The organism is Streptomyces olivochromogenes, from assembly GCF_021538895.1.
In the GTDB taxonomy this organism is placed as follows: Bacteria; Actinomycetota; Actinomycetes; order Streptomycetales; family Streptomycetaceae; genus Streptomyces; species Streptomyces olivochromogenes_A.
In genome coordinates this window covers 170,900-186,546 of sequence record NZ_JADDRL010000002.1, presented here as the reverse complement: position 1 = coordinate 186,546, position 15,647 = coordinate 170,900, and the positions used below count along the sequence as shown (strand labels likewise).

Annotated in this window: 11 protein-coding genes and 2 pseudogenes; 2 read left to right on the top strand and 11 right to left on the bottom strand. The window is 72.3% G+C overall.

Annotated elements, in window-relative coordinates; translation table 11 throughout:
- Positions 1 to 47 precede the first annotated feature (47 nt).
- Positions 48 to 1,616 carry a protein kinase domain-containing protein gene (locus IPZ69_RS01875; protein WP_235451836.1) on the bottom strand — a complete coding sequence of 523 codons (1,569 nt, stop codon included), beginning with the start codon at positions 1,614 to 1,616 and terminating at the stop codon, positions 48 to 50.
- 328 nt (positions 1,617 to 1,944) lie between these two features.
- On the opposite strand from IPZ69_RS01875, the gene IPZ69_RS01870 reads away from it, so the two are divergent.
- On the top strand, positions 1,945 to 3,591 hold the full coding sequence (locus IPZ69_RS01870) for a Stk1 family PASTA domain-containing Ser/Thr kinase (protein ID WP_235451835.1): 1,647 nt from the start codon (positions 1,945 to 1,947) through the stop codon (positions 3,589 to 3,591).
- Positions 3,592 to 3,672: 81 nt separating this feature from the next.
- Here the strand turns inward: IPZ69_RS01870 and IPZ69_RS01865 are convergent, their stop codons facing one another.
- The gene (locus tag IPZ69_RS01865; RefSeq protein ID WP_235451834.1) at positions 3,673 to 4,209 is read right to left on the bottom strand and encodes a bacterial proteasome activator family protein; all 537 of its coding nucleotides are present in this window, start codon (positions 4,207 to 4,209) and stop codon (positions 3,673 to 3,675) included.
- A gap of 166 nt (positions 4,210 to 4,375) precedes the next feature.
- Between IPZ69_RS01865 and IPZ69_RS01860 the strand changes: the two genes are divergently transcribed.
- Complete coding sequence (locus IPZ69_RS01860) at positions 4,376 to 5,017, top strand: hypothetical protein (RefSeq protein ID WP_235451833.1); 642 nt, start codon at positions 4,376 to 4,378, stop codon at positions 5,015 to 5,017.
- A gap of 16 nt (positions 5,018 to 5,033) precedes the next feature.
- Here IPZ69_RS01860 and IPZ69_RS01855 read toward each other — a convergent pair whose 3' ends face one another.
- The 9 genes and pseudogenes from IPZ69_RS01855 to pdhA all read right to left on the bottom strand — a co-directional run bounded on the left by IPZ69_RS01855 (position 5,034) and on the right by pdhA (position 15,614).
- Positions 5,034 to 6,014, bottom strand: coding sequence for an NAD(P)H-quinone oxidoreductase (locus IPZ69_RS01855; RefSeq protein WP_235451832.1), 981 nt, complete (start codon positions 6,012 to 6,014; stop codon positions 5,034 to 5,036).
- Between the two features lie 309 nt (positions 6,015 to 6,323).
- Positions 6,324 to 7,016, bottom strand: a pseudogene (locus IPZ69_RS01850) (potassium channel family protein); the annotation flags it as partial.
- A 191-nt stretch (positions 7,017 to 7,207) separates the two neighbouring features.
- A complete protein-coding gene (locus IPZ69_RS01845) occupies positions 7,208 to 8,590 on the bottom strand; it encodes a beta-propeller fold lactonase family protein (protein ID WP_235451831.1) in 1,383 nt (460 codons plus the stop codon).
- A 559-nt stretch (positions 8,591 to 9,149) separates the two neighbouring features.
- Positions 9,150 to 9,560 (bottom strand): annotated as a pseudogene (locus IPZ69_RS01840) (potassium channel family protein); the annotation flags it as partial.
- A complete protein-coding gene (locus IPZ69_RS01835) occupies positions 9,557 to 10,936 on the bottom strand; it encodes a molybdopterin molybdotransferase MoeA (protein ID WP_374292580.1) in 1,380 nt (459 codons plus the stop codon). The pseudogene IPZ69_RS01840 and the gene IPZ69_RS01835, both read right to left, overlap by 4 nt.
- Positions 10,933 to 11,931 (bottom strand): NTP transferase domain-containing protein, encoded by a 999-nt coding sequence (locus tag IPZ69_RS47680; protein ID WP_374292578.1) that lies wholly within the window; start codon positions 11,929 to 11,931, stop codon positions 10,933 to 10,935. The genes IPZ69_RS01835 and IPZ69_RS47680 overlap by 4 nt, the downstream gene beginning before the upstream one ends.
- Before the next feature lie 40 nt (positions 11,932 to 11,971).
- Positions 11,972 to 13,468, bottom strand: coding sequence for a dihydrolipoamide acetyltransferase family protein (locus IPZ69_RS01825; protein ID WP_235451830.1), 1,497 nt, complete (start codon positions 13,466 to 13,468; stop codon positions 11,972 to 11,974).
- The gene (locus IPZ69_RS01820; RefSeq protein WP_235451829.1) at positions 13,468 to 14,472 is read right to left on the bottom strand and encodes an alpha-ketoacid dehydrogenase subunit beta; all 1,005 of its coding nucleotides are present in this window, start codon (positions 14,470 to 14,472) and stop codon (positions 13,468 to 13,470) included. Before IPZ69_RS01820 ends, IPZ69_RS01825 begins: the two co-directional genes overlap by 1 nt.
- The gene (gene pdhA / locus IPZ69_RS01815) at positions 14,469 to 15,614 is read right to left on the bottom strand and encodes a pyruvate dehydrogenase (acetyl-transferring) E1 component subunit alpha (RefSeq protein WP_235451828.1); all 1,146 of its coding nucleotides are present in this window, start codon (positions 15,612 to 15,614) and stop codon (positions 14,469 to 14,471) included. The genes IPZ69_RS01820 and pdhA overlap by 4 nt, the downstream gene beginning before the upstream one ends.
- Positions 15,615 to 15,647 lie beyond the last annotated feature (33 nt).

The following is a 15,647-nucleotide window of genomic DNA, read 5'->3' as shown; positions in this document are numbered from 1 at the left end:
CTCATGACGTCTCAGCCGGCCAGGGGCGACGGCTCAGACGGCGTCCTTCAAGGATTACCCGGGTCCAGCGAACCCTGTCCCGGGTCTCCCGTCGGGTCCGTCTGCGGGTCCGAGGGCTGCGACTGCGTCGCGGTCCCCGGATCCGTCGGCTGCTGCTGGGAGGTCGTCGGGTCCGACGGCTCGTCGGTCGGGTCGCTGGTGGCCGTCTGGGACGGGGTGTACGAGGGCGTGTACGACGGCTCGTAGCTGGAGTTGTCGCCCGTGTCGGTGCTGTCGTCCGTGGCCGTGTCCGTGGGCTGGTCCGTCGGCTCGTCGGACGGGCTCTCGCTGGCCTTCTCGTCCTTCGTGCTGTGCGTGCTCGTGGGCGAGTGCGTGGTGCCCGTGCCGCCGCTGTTGCCCGTGGTCTTCAGCGCCAGCGCCACGCCCACCGTGATCGCGATCACCGCGAGGACGGCGAGGATCCACAGCTTGCCGCGGCCACTGCCCCGGTTGCCGTGCCCCTCGAAACCGCCGTCGTCGCCGTGTCCGTACCCGCCGGGCAGGATCGGCTGCGGGATCTGGGCGGTGCCGGGGCCGTAGTCGCCGGGGTGCTGCATCGCCGTGGTGCCGGCGAAGCCGCCCGCCGGGGTGTGCCGGCCCTCGTGCAGCGCCACCGGGCCGGTGTTCCAGGTGCCGGTGTGGCCACCCTGGTCGTACAGCATCTGCAGGCCGTACTGGACCAGGCCGCGCATCTCCTCGGCCGTCTGGAAGCGGTCGTCCGGCTCCTTGGCGAGCGAGCGCATGACCAGGCCGTCGAGCTCCGGCGGAACGGCGTCGGAGACCTCGGACGGCGGCGTGGGGATGTCCTGGACGTGCTGGTAGACCACCGACAGCGGGGTCTCACCGGTGAACGGGGGCCGCAGCGCGAGCAGTTCGTACACGAGGCAGCCCACCGCGTACAGGTCGGAGCGGTGGTCGACGGCCTTGCCGAGCGCCTGCTCCGGCGACAGGTACTGGGGCGTGCCCATGACCATGCCGGTCTGCGTCATCGTCGTGGACGCGCCGTGCAGGGCGCGGGCGATGCCGAAGTCCATCACCTTGACGGCGCCGTTGTGGGTGATGATGACGTTGGCGGGCTTGATGTCGCGGTGCACGATGCCGTGCTGGTGCGAGTAGGCGAGGGCCTCCAGCACACCGGAGACGATGATCAGGGCCTGCTCGGGCCCGGGCGCCTCGGCGTTGAGCAGCAGATCGCGGATGGTGCGGCCCTCGACGAGCTCCATCACGATGTACGGGACGGACTGGCCGCCCACGTAGTCCTCGCCGGAGTCGTACACGGCGACGATCGCGTGGTGGTTGAGGCCGGCCACCGACTGGGCCTCGCGCGTGAAGCGGGCCTTGGAGGTCGGGTCCTCGGCGAGATCGGCGCGCAGCAGCTTCACCGCGACGGTCCGGCCCAGCCGTACGTCCTCGGCGGCGAACACCTCGGCCATGCCGCCCCGGCCGAGCCGGTGGGTCAGCCGGTACCGGCCGTCGCCGACCAGCCCTCCGTTGCCCCACATCTCCGGCGCGTCTGACATGCCTCCGCCGGACGCCTCGGGGTCGGACGGGCCCTGGGCGCGCTGCGTCTGTGCCATCAGTCCTCGCCGTCGTTTCTGCCCGCGGTGCGCGCGGTGTTGTTACGGTCTCCCTCGGCCACGCTACAGCCTCCGCGCAAGCCCCCGGTCCGAGATGGGTACGGGGACCGGCCCGACCGGACCGGTCATGAAACCCCCAGCACGCGCTGTCGTGCAAATTCTGTGTACTGGGCGTACGGCCGCTGTAACGCTTCCGCGACGCTTCTTTCGCGTACGGTCACGGAACGGGCACCGAGCTTGACGTGTCAGTGCCCTGGGGCAGACTTGGCCGGGAATGGCTCATTCGATCAACGAGGGCGCCTGACGGCCTAGTGGGGGACGCGGAAACATGAGCGTGGACGGCGCACAGGGCCGGTACGCGGGTCGGGCGCTGGCCGGCGGCCGCTACCAGCTGCGCGACTTGCTCGGCGAGGGCGGCATGGCCTCGGTGCACCTGGCGTACGACGCCGTGCTCGACCGCCAGGTCGCGATCAAGACACTGCACACCGAGCTCGGTCGCGAGCAGGCCTTCCGCGAGCGGTTCCGCCGCGAGGCCCAGGCCGTGGCGAAGCTCACGCACACCAACATCGTCTCGGTCTTCGACACCGGCGAGGACGACCTCGACGGGATGACCACTCCGTACATCGTCATGGAGTACATCGAGGGCCGCCCGCTGGGCTCCGTCCTCGACGCGGACATCCGGGAGCAGGGCGCGATGCCCGCCGACAAGGCCCTGAAGGTCACGGCGGACGTGCTGGCCGCGCTGGAGATCAGCCACGAGATGGGGCTGGTCCACCGCGACATCAAGCCGGGCAACGTCATGATGACCAAGCGCGGCGTCGTCAAGGTCATGGACTTCGGCATCGCCCGCGCCATGCAGTCCGGCGTCACGTCGATGACGCAGACGGGCATGGTCGTCGGCACCCCGCAGTACCTCTCCCCGGAGCAGGCGCTCGGCCGCGGCGTGGACGCCCGCTCCGACCTCTACTCGGTCGGCATCATGCTGTTCCAGCTGGTCACCGGACGGCTGCCGTTCGACGCGGACTCCCCGCTGGCCATCGCGTACGCGCATGTGCAGGAGGAGCCGGTCGCCCCGTCCTCGGTCAACCGTTCGCTGCCCCCGGCCGTGGACGCGCTGGTCGCCCGCGCGCTGAAGAAGAACCCGAACGAGCGCTTCCCGACCGCCGAGTCGATGCGCGACGAGTGCCTGCGTGTCGCCGCCTCCTTCCAGGCGGCCGCGCCGAGCATCGTGCCGGGCGCGCCCACGCCGAGCGGCGCCGGCGTCGGCTCCGCGGTGTTCCCGCCGGTCGACCAGGCGGCCCCGGCGCCCACCGGGCCCGTCCAGACGCCGTACCAGCCGGCCCCGGTCCAGAACCCGTACGGCACCCCGGCGCCCGCGCCGCAGTCCCCGGCCTACGGCTACCCGCAGCAGGGCGGCTACCCGACGCCGCCCGCCGCGTACGGCCAGCAGGCGCCATCGACCCCGCCGCCATACAGCATCACGCCCCAGACCACGGTCCAGGGCTCCGGCGGGGGCGGCCGCAAGAGCAACAAGTCGGTGATCATCGGCTCCGTCGTGGTGTCCCTCGTCGCGGTCGCCGGCCTGATCGTCGCGCTGTCGCTGAAGACCGGCGGCGGCGACGACCCCAAGGGCGGCGACAGCAGCGCGAGCGCCTCGGCCCCGTCGTCGCACGCGGCGGGCTACCGCGGTCCGGACACCTCGAAGACGCTCGAAACCACCGAGTGCACCGAGCCGACCGAGTCCTACGACGACCCGAACAAGGTCCGGCTCCCGGACTTCCGGTTCAAGTACATCAAGTCGGTCAAGGCCTGTGCGCAGGCCGCGGGCTGGCGGGTCAAAACGGTGCCGGTCGACGAGAACACGTACGGCGACGGCACGGTGATCACCCAGTTCCCGGCCGCCGACTCGGACGTCGACCCGAAGAACGTCGAGATCCAGCTCAACGTCTCGACGGGCAACCCGGCGACCGGCTGATCCCCGGACTCTCGCGCGTGGGATCGCGCGCGTAGGAAAGGGCCCGGCAGGCTGTGCCGGGCCCTTTGTGGTGGATGGGGTCTACAGGTACGGTCCGCCCGCGCGGCCGCCGGTGCGCTGGTCGTCCTGGCCGTCGCCCACGCCCGGCGGAAGCGCCCGGCGCATCTGCTCCAGCTGGGCCCGCGCGGCCATCTGCTGGGCGAACAGCGTGGTCTGGATCCCGTGGAAGAGACCCTCCAGCCAGCCCACCAACTGGGCCTGCGCGATGCGCAGTTCCGCGTCGCTCGGGGTCACGTCGTCCGTGAAGGGCAGGGAGAGCCGCTCCAGCTCCTCGACGAGCTCCGGTGCCAGGCCGTCCTCCAGCTCCTTCACCGAGCTCGCGTGGATCTCCTTGAGCCGGACCCGGCTGGCCTCGTCCAGGGGAGCCGCGCGCACTTCCTCCAGAAGCTGCTTGATCATGCTGCCGATCCGCATGACCTTGGCGGGCTGCTCCACCTGATCCGTCACCGGGGTCTCGCGGGAGTCCTCGTCTCCTGTGCCACCGAGCGCCATGCCGTCCTGGCCCAGGACCAGGATCTGAGGGTTCTCCGGCGACCTGTCGTTCCTCGGCATCTCCATGCCGCCATTCTCTCGCACCCGTACACCTCACCACCGTGGTGCCCCCCATGGGGGATGATCCACCGTTTAGACCTGACGGCGGAATCCAGAATGCCGGTTCGGTGGTCGAATGTGAGGCTTGTCTGCGTCGGTCTTGGCGACTGGGCTCCCGGAAGGAGTCGGCGACGTGACTCCCTGGCTGCGCTGCACGTTCCGCGTTGCACGGCTGCTGCTCGTCCTCGCGGCGGTCGTCCTGCCGTACGGTGCCACCGCGTCGTACGCCGCCGAGTCGACCCCCTCGGGCTCCCCCGCGGGTTCTCCTTCGGGCTCTTCTTCGGGCTCTTCTTCGAGAGTGCCCGCGGGCTCCCCGTCCGGCTCCCGCTCCCCTTCGTCCCGCGCCCCCTCGTCCCGCGCCCCCTCCGCCTCCGCCTCCGCCGAGCCCTCGCGGGCCGGGAGCCTGGCCGGTGAGGGGAAGGTGCGGCCGGGGCGGCCGGACGGGCCCGCGGAGGAGATCGAGGGTGACCACGACGACGCCTCGTCCGACCAGGACGGCGGTGCCTCCCAGGAGGCAGCCGATCCCGGGGAGGGCGACGAGACCGCCCCCGGGACGTCGGACGCCCCGTCCGCCCCGGCCGCCTCCGACACGCCCCGGGAGGCCGGACTGGTGCCCTCGGCCGTCCCGCCGCGCCAGGCGCACGACACGGTCACCCACGCCGGTGAGGACGCCTCCGAGCCCGTCCTGCGGATCCTCCCCCTGGGCAGCGGCCTGGTCCTGATCGGCCTCGGCCTGGGCCTGGCGTTCGTGGCGCTGCGGGTGCGCAGGGGGTAGGACACCGCCGGCCGCGCTACGGCGCCACCAGCAGCACCTTGCCGATGTGGCCGCTCTCCTCCAGGACGCGGTGTGCCTCCGCCGCCTGCGGCATGGGCAGTTCACGGTCGACGACCGGGCGGACGTGACCGGCGGCGAGCAGCGGCCACACGTGCTCGCGGACAGCCGCGACGATGGCCGCCTTCTCCGTCGCCGGACGGGCGCGCAGCGAGGTCGCGCTGATGGCGGCCCGCTTGTTGAGGAGCGCGGCGATGTTCAGCTCGCCCTTGACGCCGCCCTGCATACCGATGATCGCGAGCCGGCCGTTGACGGCGAGGCTCTGCACGTTGCGGTCCAGGTACTTGGCGCCCATGTTGTCGAGGATGACGTCGGCACCCGCTCCGCCGGTGGCCTCCCGCACCTCGGCGACGAAGTCCTGCTCCTTGTAGTTGACCAGGATGTCGGCGCCCAGCTCGGCGCAGCGGTCGAGCTTCTCCTTCGAACCGGCCGTGACCGCGACCTTCGCGCCGACCGCCTTGCCCAGCTGGATCGCCATCGTGCCGATGCCGCTGGAGCCGCCGTGCACCAGGAAGGTCTCCCCGGGCCGCAGGTGGGAGATCATGAAGACGTTCGACCACACCGTGCAGACCACCTCGGGCAGCGCGGCGGCCTGGGTGAGGTTCACGCCCTCGGGGACCGGCAGCAGCTGCCCCGCCGGGACGACGACCTTCTCGGCGTAGCCACCACCCGAGAGCAGCGCGCACACCTCGTCGCCGACGGCCCAGCCGGAGACCCCGGGGCCCAGCTCGGCGATCCGGCCGGAGCACTCGAGTCCGGGGTAAGGGGACGCGCCGGGCGGCGGGTTGTAGAAGCCCTGCCGCTGCAGGACGTCGGCCCGGTTGACGGCACTGGCCACCACCTCGACCAGTACCTCGCCCTCGCCGGGCGCCGGATCGGGGACCTCGTCCCACACCAGCGCCTCGGGCCCACCAGGTTCGGGAATCGTGATCGCATGCATGGAGCCGACGCTACTCCCCACCAACCCGGCCTCCGCCTAGGGCCTGTCGTCAAATTCCCGTCTGCCCCGCGACGCCTGGCACGTACTCCCGCCGCACCGGGCGAAAGCCCAAGTACGTCCAGTACGAGGACTTCCGCCCGGCACGCCGAGAGCACGCACCAGACGCCGCACGGCCGCCCTTCGGGCGACGACGGGAATTTGACGACAGGCCCTAGCCCCGCCCTGCCCCTCACCACCCCGGCTGGTCCCGCTCACCCCCGCCGGGTCCTGGTCCGTGCCACCCGGCCGGGCCGGCCTCCTCGGGCCGGTTCAGTCCCGCGGCAGCGGCCGCATGTCCGGGGTGACCCTCGCGCCCGGCGTCGCCCGCACGATCGTGATCAGACGGTCCGTCATCTGGAGGGCGCCGATGGACGGATCGTCGTAACCGAGCACCCGGTGCCCGCGCACGACGCTCACCACCAGGTCGTCGGTCTCGCGCGGCTCCTTGCCCACCTCGGCCTTGACGACGGGGCGCTCCATGAGGTCGAGGCCGCTGCCCTGCTGGATGAGGTCCTCCATGACCATGCCGGCGGCCGGGCTGAGCACCGACAGGCCGAGCAGTCGGCCGGCCGCGCTGGCGCTGGTGATGACGGCGTCGGCGCCGGACTGCTTGAGCAGCGGCGCGTTCTCCTCCTCCCGCACCGCGGCCACGATCTTCGCGCGCCGGTTGAGCTGCCGGGCGGTGAGCGTGACCAGGACGGCGGTGTCGTCGCGCTGCGGAGCGACGACGATCTGCCGCGCCTTCTCCACCTCGGCCCGCTTCAGTACCTCGCTGCGTGTCCCGTCACCGATCACGCCCGTGAAGCCGTCCGCCGTCGCCGCATCGATCACCTTCGAGCTGGGGTCGACCACGACGACCTGGTCCTTCCTCAGCCCCGCCCCGCACACGGTCTCGATCGCGGACCGCCCCTTCGTTCCGAAGCCGATGACGACGGTGTGATCGCGCACGGTGGACCTCCAGCGGATCACGACCATCAAGAAATGACCTTGGCTTGGGCTCGACGCCGGCGCCAAACCTCTCGCTCTGCGAAGTGCCGTTCGGAGCCCTATTGCCAGCGGTTGTGGTGTCGAGGTGACCGGGGCGTACGGACCAGGTCGTCATGGACTCCCTGCGCCTGGTCCGTACGCCATCGGTCGAACGACAATCGGTGGTCTCAGTCCGGCAGGCCCGCCGAGGCCATGGCGGGCTGCACCATGTCGGTCACACCGTCATGGACGTCGGTCGGGTCGAGCAGTCCTGGCCAGGTGTCGGCCTTGCTGTAGTGGTACTTCTTGCAGACGGTGGCGGTGGAGGGCTCGTACGTGTCGTCACCGGCGAACGTAGCGGTGTAGCACGTCTTCTTGTCCTGCTTGCCCGGGGCCTTGCAGGTGGCCTTGCCGTTGCTGTTGGTCGTCTCGGTGCACAGCAGGGTGGAGTCGGTGGTGAAGTCGATGGTCTTGCCTTCCAGGGGCTGGCCCTCGGCGGTCAGCTTGGCCTTCAGGGTGACACCGTTGTTGCCCCGGGCGTCCTTCCCCTTCTTCACCTTCAGGGTCAGGGTGGTCGGGGTGCGCTCGGCGGCGAGGGTCCCGATCGCCACGCCAACGGGAACGTCACCGACGGGGACGGTGGTGGTGACGGTGTTGGTGGTGGTGTCGATCACGGACACGCTGTCGGAGCCGGCGTTGGCGACGTAGGCGCGGGTACCGTCCGGGGTGATCGCCACCTCGTTCGGGCTGAGGCCGACGGGGATGGGGTTCCCGATGACGGTGTTGGTGGCGGTATCGATCACCCGCACATTGGCCTGAACGTTGTCGGTGACGTAGGCGCGGGCGCCGTCGGGGGTGATCGCCACACCGATGGGGGCAAGGCCGACGAGGATGTTGGTGGTGACGGTGTTGGTGGCGGTGTCGACCACCGACACGCTGCCCGAGCTGGTGTTGGCGACGTATGCGCGGGTGCCGTCGGGGGTGATCGCCACGCCGACGGGGTTGACGCCGACGGGGACGGTGGCGATGACGGTGTTGGTGGCGGTGTCGATCACCGACACATCGCTTGAGATGGTGTTGACCACGTAGGCACGGGCGCCGTCCGGGGTGATCGCCACGCTGCGGGGCCCGTTGCCGACGGGGATGGGACTCCCGATGACGGTGTTGATGGCGGTGTCGATCACGGACACGTCGTCGGAGCCGAGGTTGGTGACGTAGGCGCGGGTGCCGTCGGGGGTGATCGCCACGCCGCGCGGCATGTCGCCGACGGGGACGGTCGCGGTGACGGTGTTGGTGGTGGTGTCGATCACGGACACGTTGTCCGAGTTGTTGTTGGCGACGTAGGCGCGGGTGCCGTCCGGGGTGACCGCCACGTCGAAGGGGCCGTCGCCGACGGGGACTGTGGCGGTGACGGTGTTGGTGGCGGTGTCGACCACCGACACGCTGTCCGAGCCGAAGTTGGTGACGTAGGTGAAGGTGCCCGTCTGCGCGGCGGCGGGCGTGGCCACAGCGAGCGGAACGGCCAGGCCGGCCAGGACCGCAAGTCCCGCCACCCAGGTGCGCACCAGCACCCACCACGCACCCGTGCCCCCACGACTTCGCTCCGTACTCCCCTGCTCCGATGCCCCCCGCACCGCGATTCCCGACATGCAGACCTCCTGCAATGCACCACACCGAGGTGCATTGGCGTGCTCCGGATGAAGGCAGCGATCGACGCCCTGGCATGGACATACGGGACCGCCGCGGCGCTGAGGAGCGCCGCAGCCGACGCTAAGTGCCATGATCAGCACAAGCCCGCACCAAAACTTTGAAAAGGGTCCATACGGGCGAGCCGATTACTGCATGCGGTCACCGTCGCTACCCACCCGCGTGTGGACAGCAGCAACGCCTCTCCTGCCTACCCGCACGCGCCGACGCCGGTGAAGGCTATGCAAGGAGCATGCAGTGGCTGGTGTGATCACGGGTCGCAACCGTCCTGGGCAGGGCCCCTTCACTGGACCGAGTCCGCGCCATTCCGCAAGTTGATGACCCTGCCGCGCCGCGAAGGAGCCGATACAGCGCGTTCGCGATCAACCAGTATGCGGGCGCGCACCCCGGAGGCGCTGTGGCACATCTGGCAAATCGTTGACTCCAGCGGTTCAGTCGCCATTCCTCCCGGGTGCGTTCGGTGAGGACTTCCAGCGTGGTGCCGACCAGGATGATCAGGAACAACACGCGCAGGGGCGTGATGACGAAGATGTTGGTGAGCCGAGCGCCGTCGCTCACCGGGGTGATGTCGCCGTATCCCGTGGTGGAGAGGGTGACCGTCGCGTAGTAGAGCGCGTCGAGGAAGTCCACGGAGCCGTCGGAGTTGTCGTGGTAGCCGTCGTGGTCGGCGTAGACGATGAGCGCGGTGCCGACCAGCACCAGCAGGGCCAGCGACAGCCGTTTGGCGACCTGGCGGATCGGGCGCTCGACCACCTTCTTCGGGAGTTTCACCCGATGGGTGACCAGCGGCTCGTCCGCCGGACGGGCGATGGCGTCGTGGCCCGGTTGTTTCACGTGAAACACACCCCGATTCCGGCGGCCGCCCACGGCAGGTCCAGCAGCTCCACCTCCTGCCCCTGCCGGGCACCGCCCGGTGGTACGACCGCGAGCGCGTCGGCGGCGGCGATGCCGCGCAGCATCGCCGGGCCGTTGTAGTGCAGCGGCCGGGCACCGTCACCGCGCAGCATCACGGGGATGAGCCGGGTGTCGTACGGATGCCCATGCACCGTCTCCCGCAGGGGCAGCGCGTACGGCTCGGGCGCCGGGTGCGCGGCGAGGGTCCGCAGCAGGGGTTCGGCGAGCGTGAGCAGGCCGGAGACGGCCGCGAGGGGGTTTCCGGGCAGTCCCACGAGGTGCTGGTTCTCCCGGATGCGGGCCAGCAGCATGGGGTGACCGGGGCGCACCTTGACGCCGTCGACGAGGAGTTCGGCGCCGATGCGTGCCAGCGTGGGGTGGACGTGGTCGACGGGCCCGGAGGCGGTACCGCCGGTGGTCACGATGAGGTCGGCGCCGGACGAGGTGAGCGCCTTGCGCAGAGCCTTGGCGTCGTCGCCGAGCCGGCGTACGGCGGTGACCTCGGCACCGAGCGCGCGCAGCCAGGAGGGCAGCATCGGGCCGAGAGCATCGCGGATCAGCCCCTCGCGCGGCAGCCCCTCGGTCAGCAACTCGTCACCGAGGACGAGGACTTCGACACGGGGGCGGGGGACGACGGTCACGGTGTCGTATCCGGCGGCCGCGGCGAGGCCCAGTACGGCCGGCGTGATCAGGGTGCCGACGGGCAGCAACTGGTCGCCGGTGCGGCACTCCTGGCCGCGCGGGCGGATGTCCTGGCCGTGGCCGAGTTCGCGCGAGGAGTGCAGCCGGCCCTTGCCGTCGGTGCGGCCGTGTTCGCTGCGCAGCACGGCGGTGGTGTCGGCCGGGATGCGGGCGCCGGTCGCGATCCGTACCGCCTCGCCGTCGGTCAGCCGCTCGGGCCGCGCGTGCCCGGCCAGCACGCCCTCGTCCCGTACGACCCAGGGGCCGGGCCCGGCGACCGCCCAGCCGTCCATCGCGGACGTGTCGAAGGAGGGGAGGTCGGTGAGCGCGTCGAGGGAAGCGGCCAGGACGAGCCCCAGGGCGTCGCCGAGCGGCAGGGAGACGGGGGCACGGCGGGTGCCGGAACGGGCGGCGCGTGCAGCGATCTCGCGGGCCCGGGGCCAGGCGGTGGCCCGGTGGTGACGGTCGTCGGACGCGCGCTCGCCGCGCGGAGCGGGCTCGGACGGGGACGCAGATGTCCGGTCGCCGTGGCCGTGGTCCGCCTTGGGGTTCCTCACGAGGGCGAGCGCCTCCTCGACGTCGAGGTCGTCGGTGTCCTCGCTGGGCTCGCCGGTCCGGGTGCCGGGGGCGGTCATCCCGCGTCCGGGCCGGTGTCGGGCTGGGCGGGCGCCGTGGGGGCGGTCCCGGAGGACGGCTGGGGGGCGGCGTTCTCCTCCTCCCAGCGCAGGGCCAGCGCGGTGGCCCTGGCGGCGGCCTCGGCGACCGCTTCGGGGCCTCCCTTGCCCTGTGCGGCCGCGTAACCCACGAGGAAGGTGGTCAGCGGGGCGGCGGGCCGGGCCACGCCGTGCGCGGCGTCGCGGGCGAGGTCGAGCAGGACGCCGGTGTCGACGTCCAGGTCGATGCCCAGCTCGTCCTTGACTGCGGAGATCCATTCATCCAACACGTGCCCATGCTCCCTGATGCGTGCCCTGGCGGTTGCGATGTCGTCCCAGGTGTCGCAGTCGAAGGACGCGAGCGGGTCCGGGACGCGGGTGAGGTCGAGCGCACCGGTCAGCCGGCGCAGGGGCAGCCCGGTCAGACCGCCGCGGTCGGCTTGGCCGTCCGTCGAACCGGCCTCGTCGGACCGGGCGTCGGCGAGTGCCGCCAGCTCGCGGCGCAGCGCGGCGGTACGGTACGCGGCGACGAGCGGCTGGTCGCGGCCGTCCGCGTCGGTGAGCAGCGCGCCTTCGGCGCCGCCGGCGCGCAGGGTGGTCAACAGCCGCCGGACCGTGCCCTCTTCGAGGAAGGGCAGGTCGGCGGAGAGGACGACGGCGTACTCCGCGGTGGTGTGCCGCAGCCCGGCGTCGAGCGCGGCGACCGGGCCGGCGCCGGGCGGTTCCTCGCGCGCCCAGCGCACCGGCCGGGCGGTCGGCCGGGGGTCGGCCACGACGACGGTCGTGCGCGCCCCGGCGCAGGCCGTGAGCACCCGGTCGAGCAGCGCGCGGCCGCCGACCCGCACGCCGGGCTTGTCGGCCCCGCCGAGGCGCCGCGCGGCACCACCGGCGAGCACGACGGCGTCGTAGGCCGTGCCGGACGACGACGCGTCGTCCGGCACATCGGGAGCGGGGGCGGCGGGCTCGGAGGCGGTCACCCTCCGAGTATGCGTGCCGCCCCTGATCACAGGGAACCGGTCACAGCGTCCGCAGCAGCACCGCCGGCTGTTCCACGCAGTCCGCCACGTACCGCAGGAAGCCGCCCGCCGTGCCGCCGTCGCACACCCGGTGGTCGAAGGTGAGCGAGAGCTGGACGACCTGCCGCACCGCCAGCTCGCCCTCGTGCACCCACGGCTTGGGGACGATACGGCCGACGCCGAGCATGGCCGCCTCGGGGTGGTTGATGATCGGCGTGGAGCCGTCGACGCCGAACACTCCGTAGTTGTTCAGCGTGAAGGTCCCGCCGGTCAGCTCCCCGGGGGTCAGCGTTCCGGTCCGCGCGGCCTCGGTCAGCCGCGCGAACTCCGCGGTCAGCCCCTCGGCGTCCCGGGCGTGCGCGTCCCGTACGACGGGCACGACGAGCCCGCGGTCCGTCTGCGCGGCGAATCCGAGGTGCACGTGGTCCAGGCGGACGATCTCCCTGGCCTCCATGTCCACGGTGGAGTTGAGCTCCGGGAACCGGGCCAGGGCGGCGGTGCAGATCCGGGCGAGCAGCGCGAGCAGGGAGATCTTCGGACCGCCCGACGCGTTCATCGCCGCCCGCGCCCGCATCAGCTCCGTCGCGTCGGCGTCCACCCAGCAGGTGGCGTCCGGGATCTCACGACGGCTGCGGGAGAGCTTGTCGGCCACCGCCCCGCGAACGCCCTTGAGGGGAACGCGGGTGCCCCCGGCTGCGACGGCCGAGGAGCGCACGGCGGCGGCCGCGGGCGCGGCCGCCCGCTCGGCCGGGGCGGTGAGCGGACCCGGGGCGCCCGCCGTGGGGGCGAGTGCCGTGTCGGCCCGCAGCGCGTGCTCGACGTCCGCCCGCAGGATCAGCCCGTCCGGCCCCGATCCCGCCAGCTGCCGCAGGTCCAGGCCGTTGTCCCGGGCGAGCCTGCGCACGAGGGGCGAGATCACGGGGACGGGACCCTCGGCAGGCCGCGCGGTCCCACGCGCGAGGGCCTGTGCGGCGGCCGGAACCGCGCTGCCGCTGCCGGACGCCGTGTCGAACGCCGCGGTGACCGGTACCCGGCCCGCGACCGCGGATCCGTTCGCGCCGGAGCCGTTCGCCGGTCCGGTGGCCGCGGAGGAACCGGCGGGTGCCGTCGGTCCGGTGGATGGCGAGGACCCGGTGGACGCCGACGACCCGGTGGGCGTCGGGCGTACCCTGCGCCGTCGCGCCGGGGGCGCTCCCGTGCCGTAGCCGACCAGCACGTTCCCCGAGCCCTCGGTCGGCCCGTCCGAAGCGGCCGGGCCCACCGCCACCGTCAACAGCGGCGCGCCCACGGGCAGTTCCGTGCCCTCCTCGCCGAAGCGGGCGGTGACCACACCGCCGTACGGGCAGGGGACCTCGACCATCGCCTTGGCCGTCTCGACCTCGACGACCGGCTGGTCGATGGCGACGACATCGCCGACCTGCACCAGCCAGCGGACGATCTCCGCCTCGGTGAGACCCTCCCCGAGGTCGGGGAGCTTGAACTCCAGCACCTGTGCCATCAGCTCTCGGCCTCCCACTGCAGCCGCGCCACGGCGTCCAGGATCCGGTCGACGCCGGGCAGGTGGTGCTTCTCCAGCATCGGCGGCGGATAGGGGAGGTCGAACCCGGCCACGCGCAGCACCGGCGCCTCCAGGTGGTGGAAGCAGCGCTCCGTGATCCGGGCCGCGATCTCGCCGCCCGGTCCGCCGAACGCGCTCGCCTCGTGCACGACGACCGCGCGCCCGGTGCGGCGCACCGACGCGCAGACCGTCTCGTCGTCGAACGGCACCAGAGAGCGTAGGTCGACGACTTCGAGGTCCCAGCCCTCCGCCTGGGCCGCGTCGGCGGCCTCCATGCAGACCGGCACGGACGGCCCGTAGGTGATGAGCGTGGCGCCGCGGCCCTGGCGGCGCACCACCGCGCGGCCGATCGGCTCGACCGTCGCCGGCTCCTCGGGGTTCCAGGAGTCCTTCGACCAGTACAGCCGCTTGGGCTCCAGGAAGACGACCGGGTCGTCGGAGGCGATGGCGGCGCGCAGCAGGCCGTAGGCGTCGGCGACGGTGGCGGGCGTGACGACATGGAGCCCGGGGGTCGCCATGTAGTACGCCTCGGACGAGTCGCTGTGGTGCTCGACGCCGCCGATGCCGCCGCCGTAGGGGACCCGGATGGTGATCGGCAGGGGCATCCTGCCCCGCGTGCGGTTGCGCATCCGCGCGACGTGGCTGATGAGCTGCTCGAACGCCGGGTAGGCGAAGGCGTCGAACTGCATCTCCACGACCGGGCGCAGTCCGTACATCGCCATGCCGACGGCGGTGCCGAGGATGCCGGCCTCGGCGAGCGGGGTGTCCGTGCAGCGGTCCTCGCCGAACTCCTTGGCGAGTCCGTCGGTGACCCGGAAGACGCCGCCGAGTGTGCCGACGTCCTCGCCCATCACGTGCACGGCGGGGTCGGCGGCCATCGCGTCGCGCAGCGCGCGGGTCAGCGCCTGCGCCATGGTGGCGGGCTTGACGGCGACGGTGGTCATCGAAGGTCGCCTTCCTGGTCGTCCTGTTCCGCCTCCAGCTCGGCGCGCAGCAGGTCGCGCTGCTCGCGCAGCTGCGCGGTGCTCTCGGCGTAGACGTGGTCGAAGAGGTCCATGGGGTTGAGCTCGGGGTCCTTGTTCATGCGTGCGCGCAGGTCCGCTGCCATCTCCTCGGCGTCCTGCCGGGCGGCCTCGATGCCGGCGTCGTCGAGCAGCCCGCGCGTCGTCAGCTCCTGCTCCAGCAGCTGGATCGGGTCGTGTGCGCGCCAGGCCTCGACCTCGGCGTCGCCGCGGTAGCGGGTGGCGTCGTCGGCGTTGGTGTGGGCGTCGATGCGGTACGTCACCGCCTCGATGAGGGTGGGGCCGCCACCCGCGCGCGCGTGCCGTACGGCGTCGCTGAGCACCTCGTGCACGGCGGCGGCGTCGTTGCCGTCGACCAGGCGGCCCGGCATGCCGTATCCGACGGCCTTGTGGGCCAGGGACGGGGCGGCGGTCTGCTTGGCGAGCGGGACGGAGATGGCGAAGCCGTTGTTCTGGACGAGGAAGACGACCGGCGCCTGCCAGACGGCGGCGAAGTTCAGGGCCTCGTGGAAGTCGCCCTCGCTGGTGCCGCCGTCGCCGACCATCGCGAGCGCGACCACGTCGTCGCCCTTGAGACGGGCGGCGTGGGCGAGCCCGACCGCGTGCGGGAGCTGGGTGGCGAGAGGGGTGCACAAGGGGGCCACGCGGTGCGCGTACGGGTCGTAGCCGGTGTGCCAGTCGCCGCGCAGCAGGGTGAGCGCCTCGACGGGGTCGACGCCGCGGGCGACGGCGGCGAGCGTGTCCCGGTAGCTCGGGAAGAGCCAGTCGCGCTCCTCAAGGGCGAGCGCGGCGGCCACCTCACAGGCCTCCTGGCCGGTGCTGGAGGGGTAGACGGCGAGGCGGCCCTGCTTGGTGAGGGCGGTCGCCTGAGTGTTGTAGCGGCGGCCTCGGATCAGCTGGGTGTAAAGCCGGCGCAGCAGATCCGGGTCGGCCTTGGCGGCGGCCTCGGTGCCGAGGACGCGGTACGGCTCGGCGTCGGGCAGCAGCGGCGCGGGGTCCATACGGGGCTGCCAGGCGGGCGGCGGCGAAGGCCGGTAGGCCCCTCGCTGCTCCATGACCGTCATGACGGCACCTCCTCGTGGGAGCGGCTACGGGAG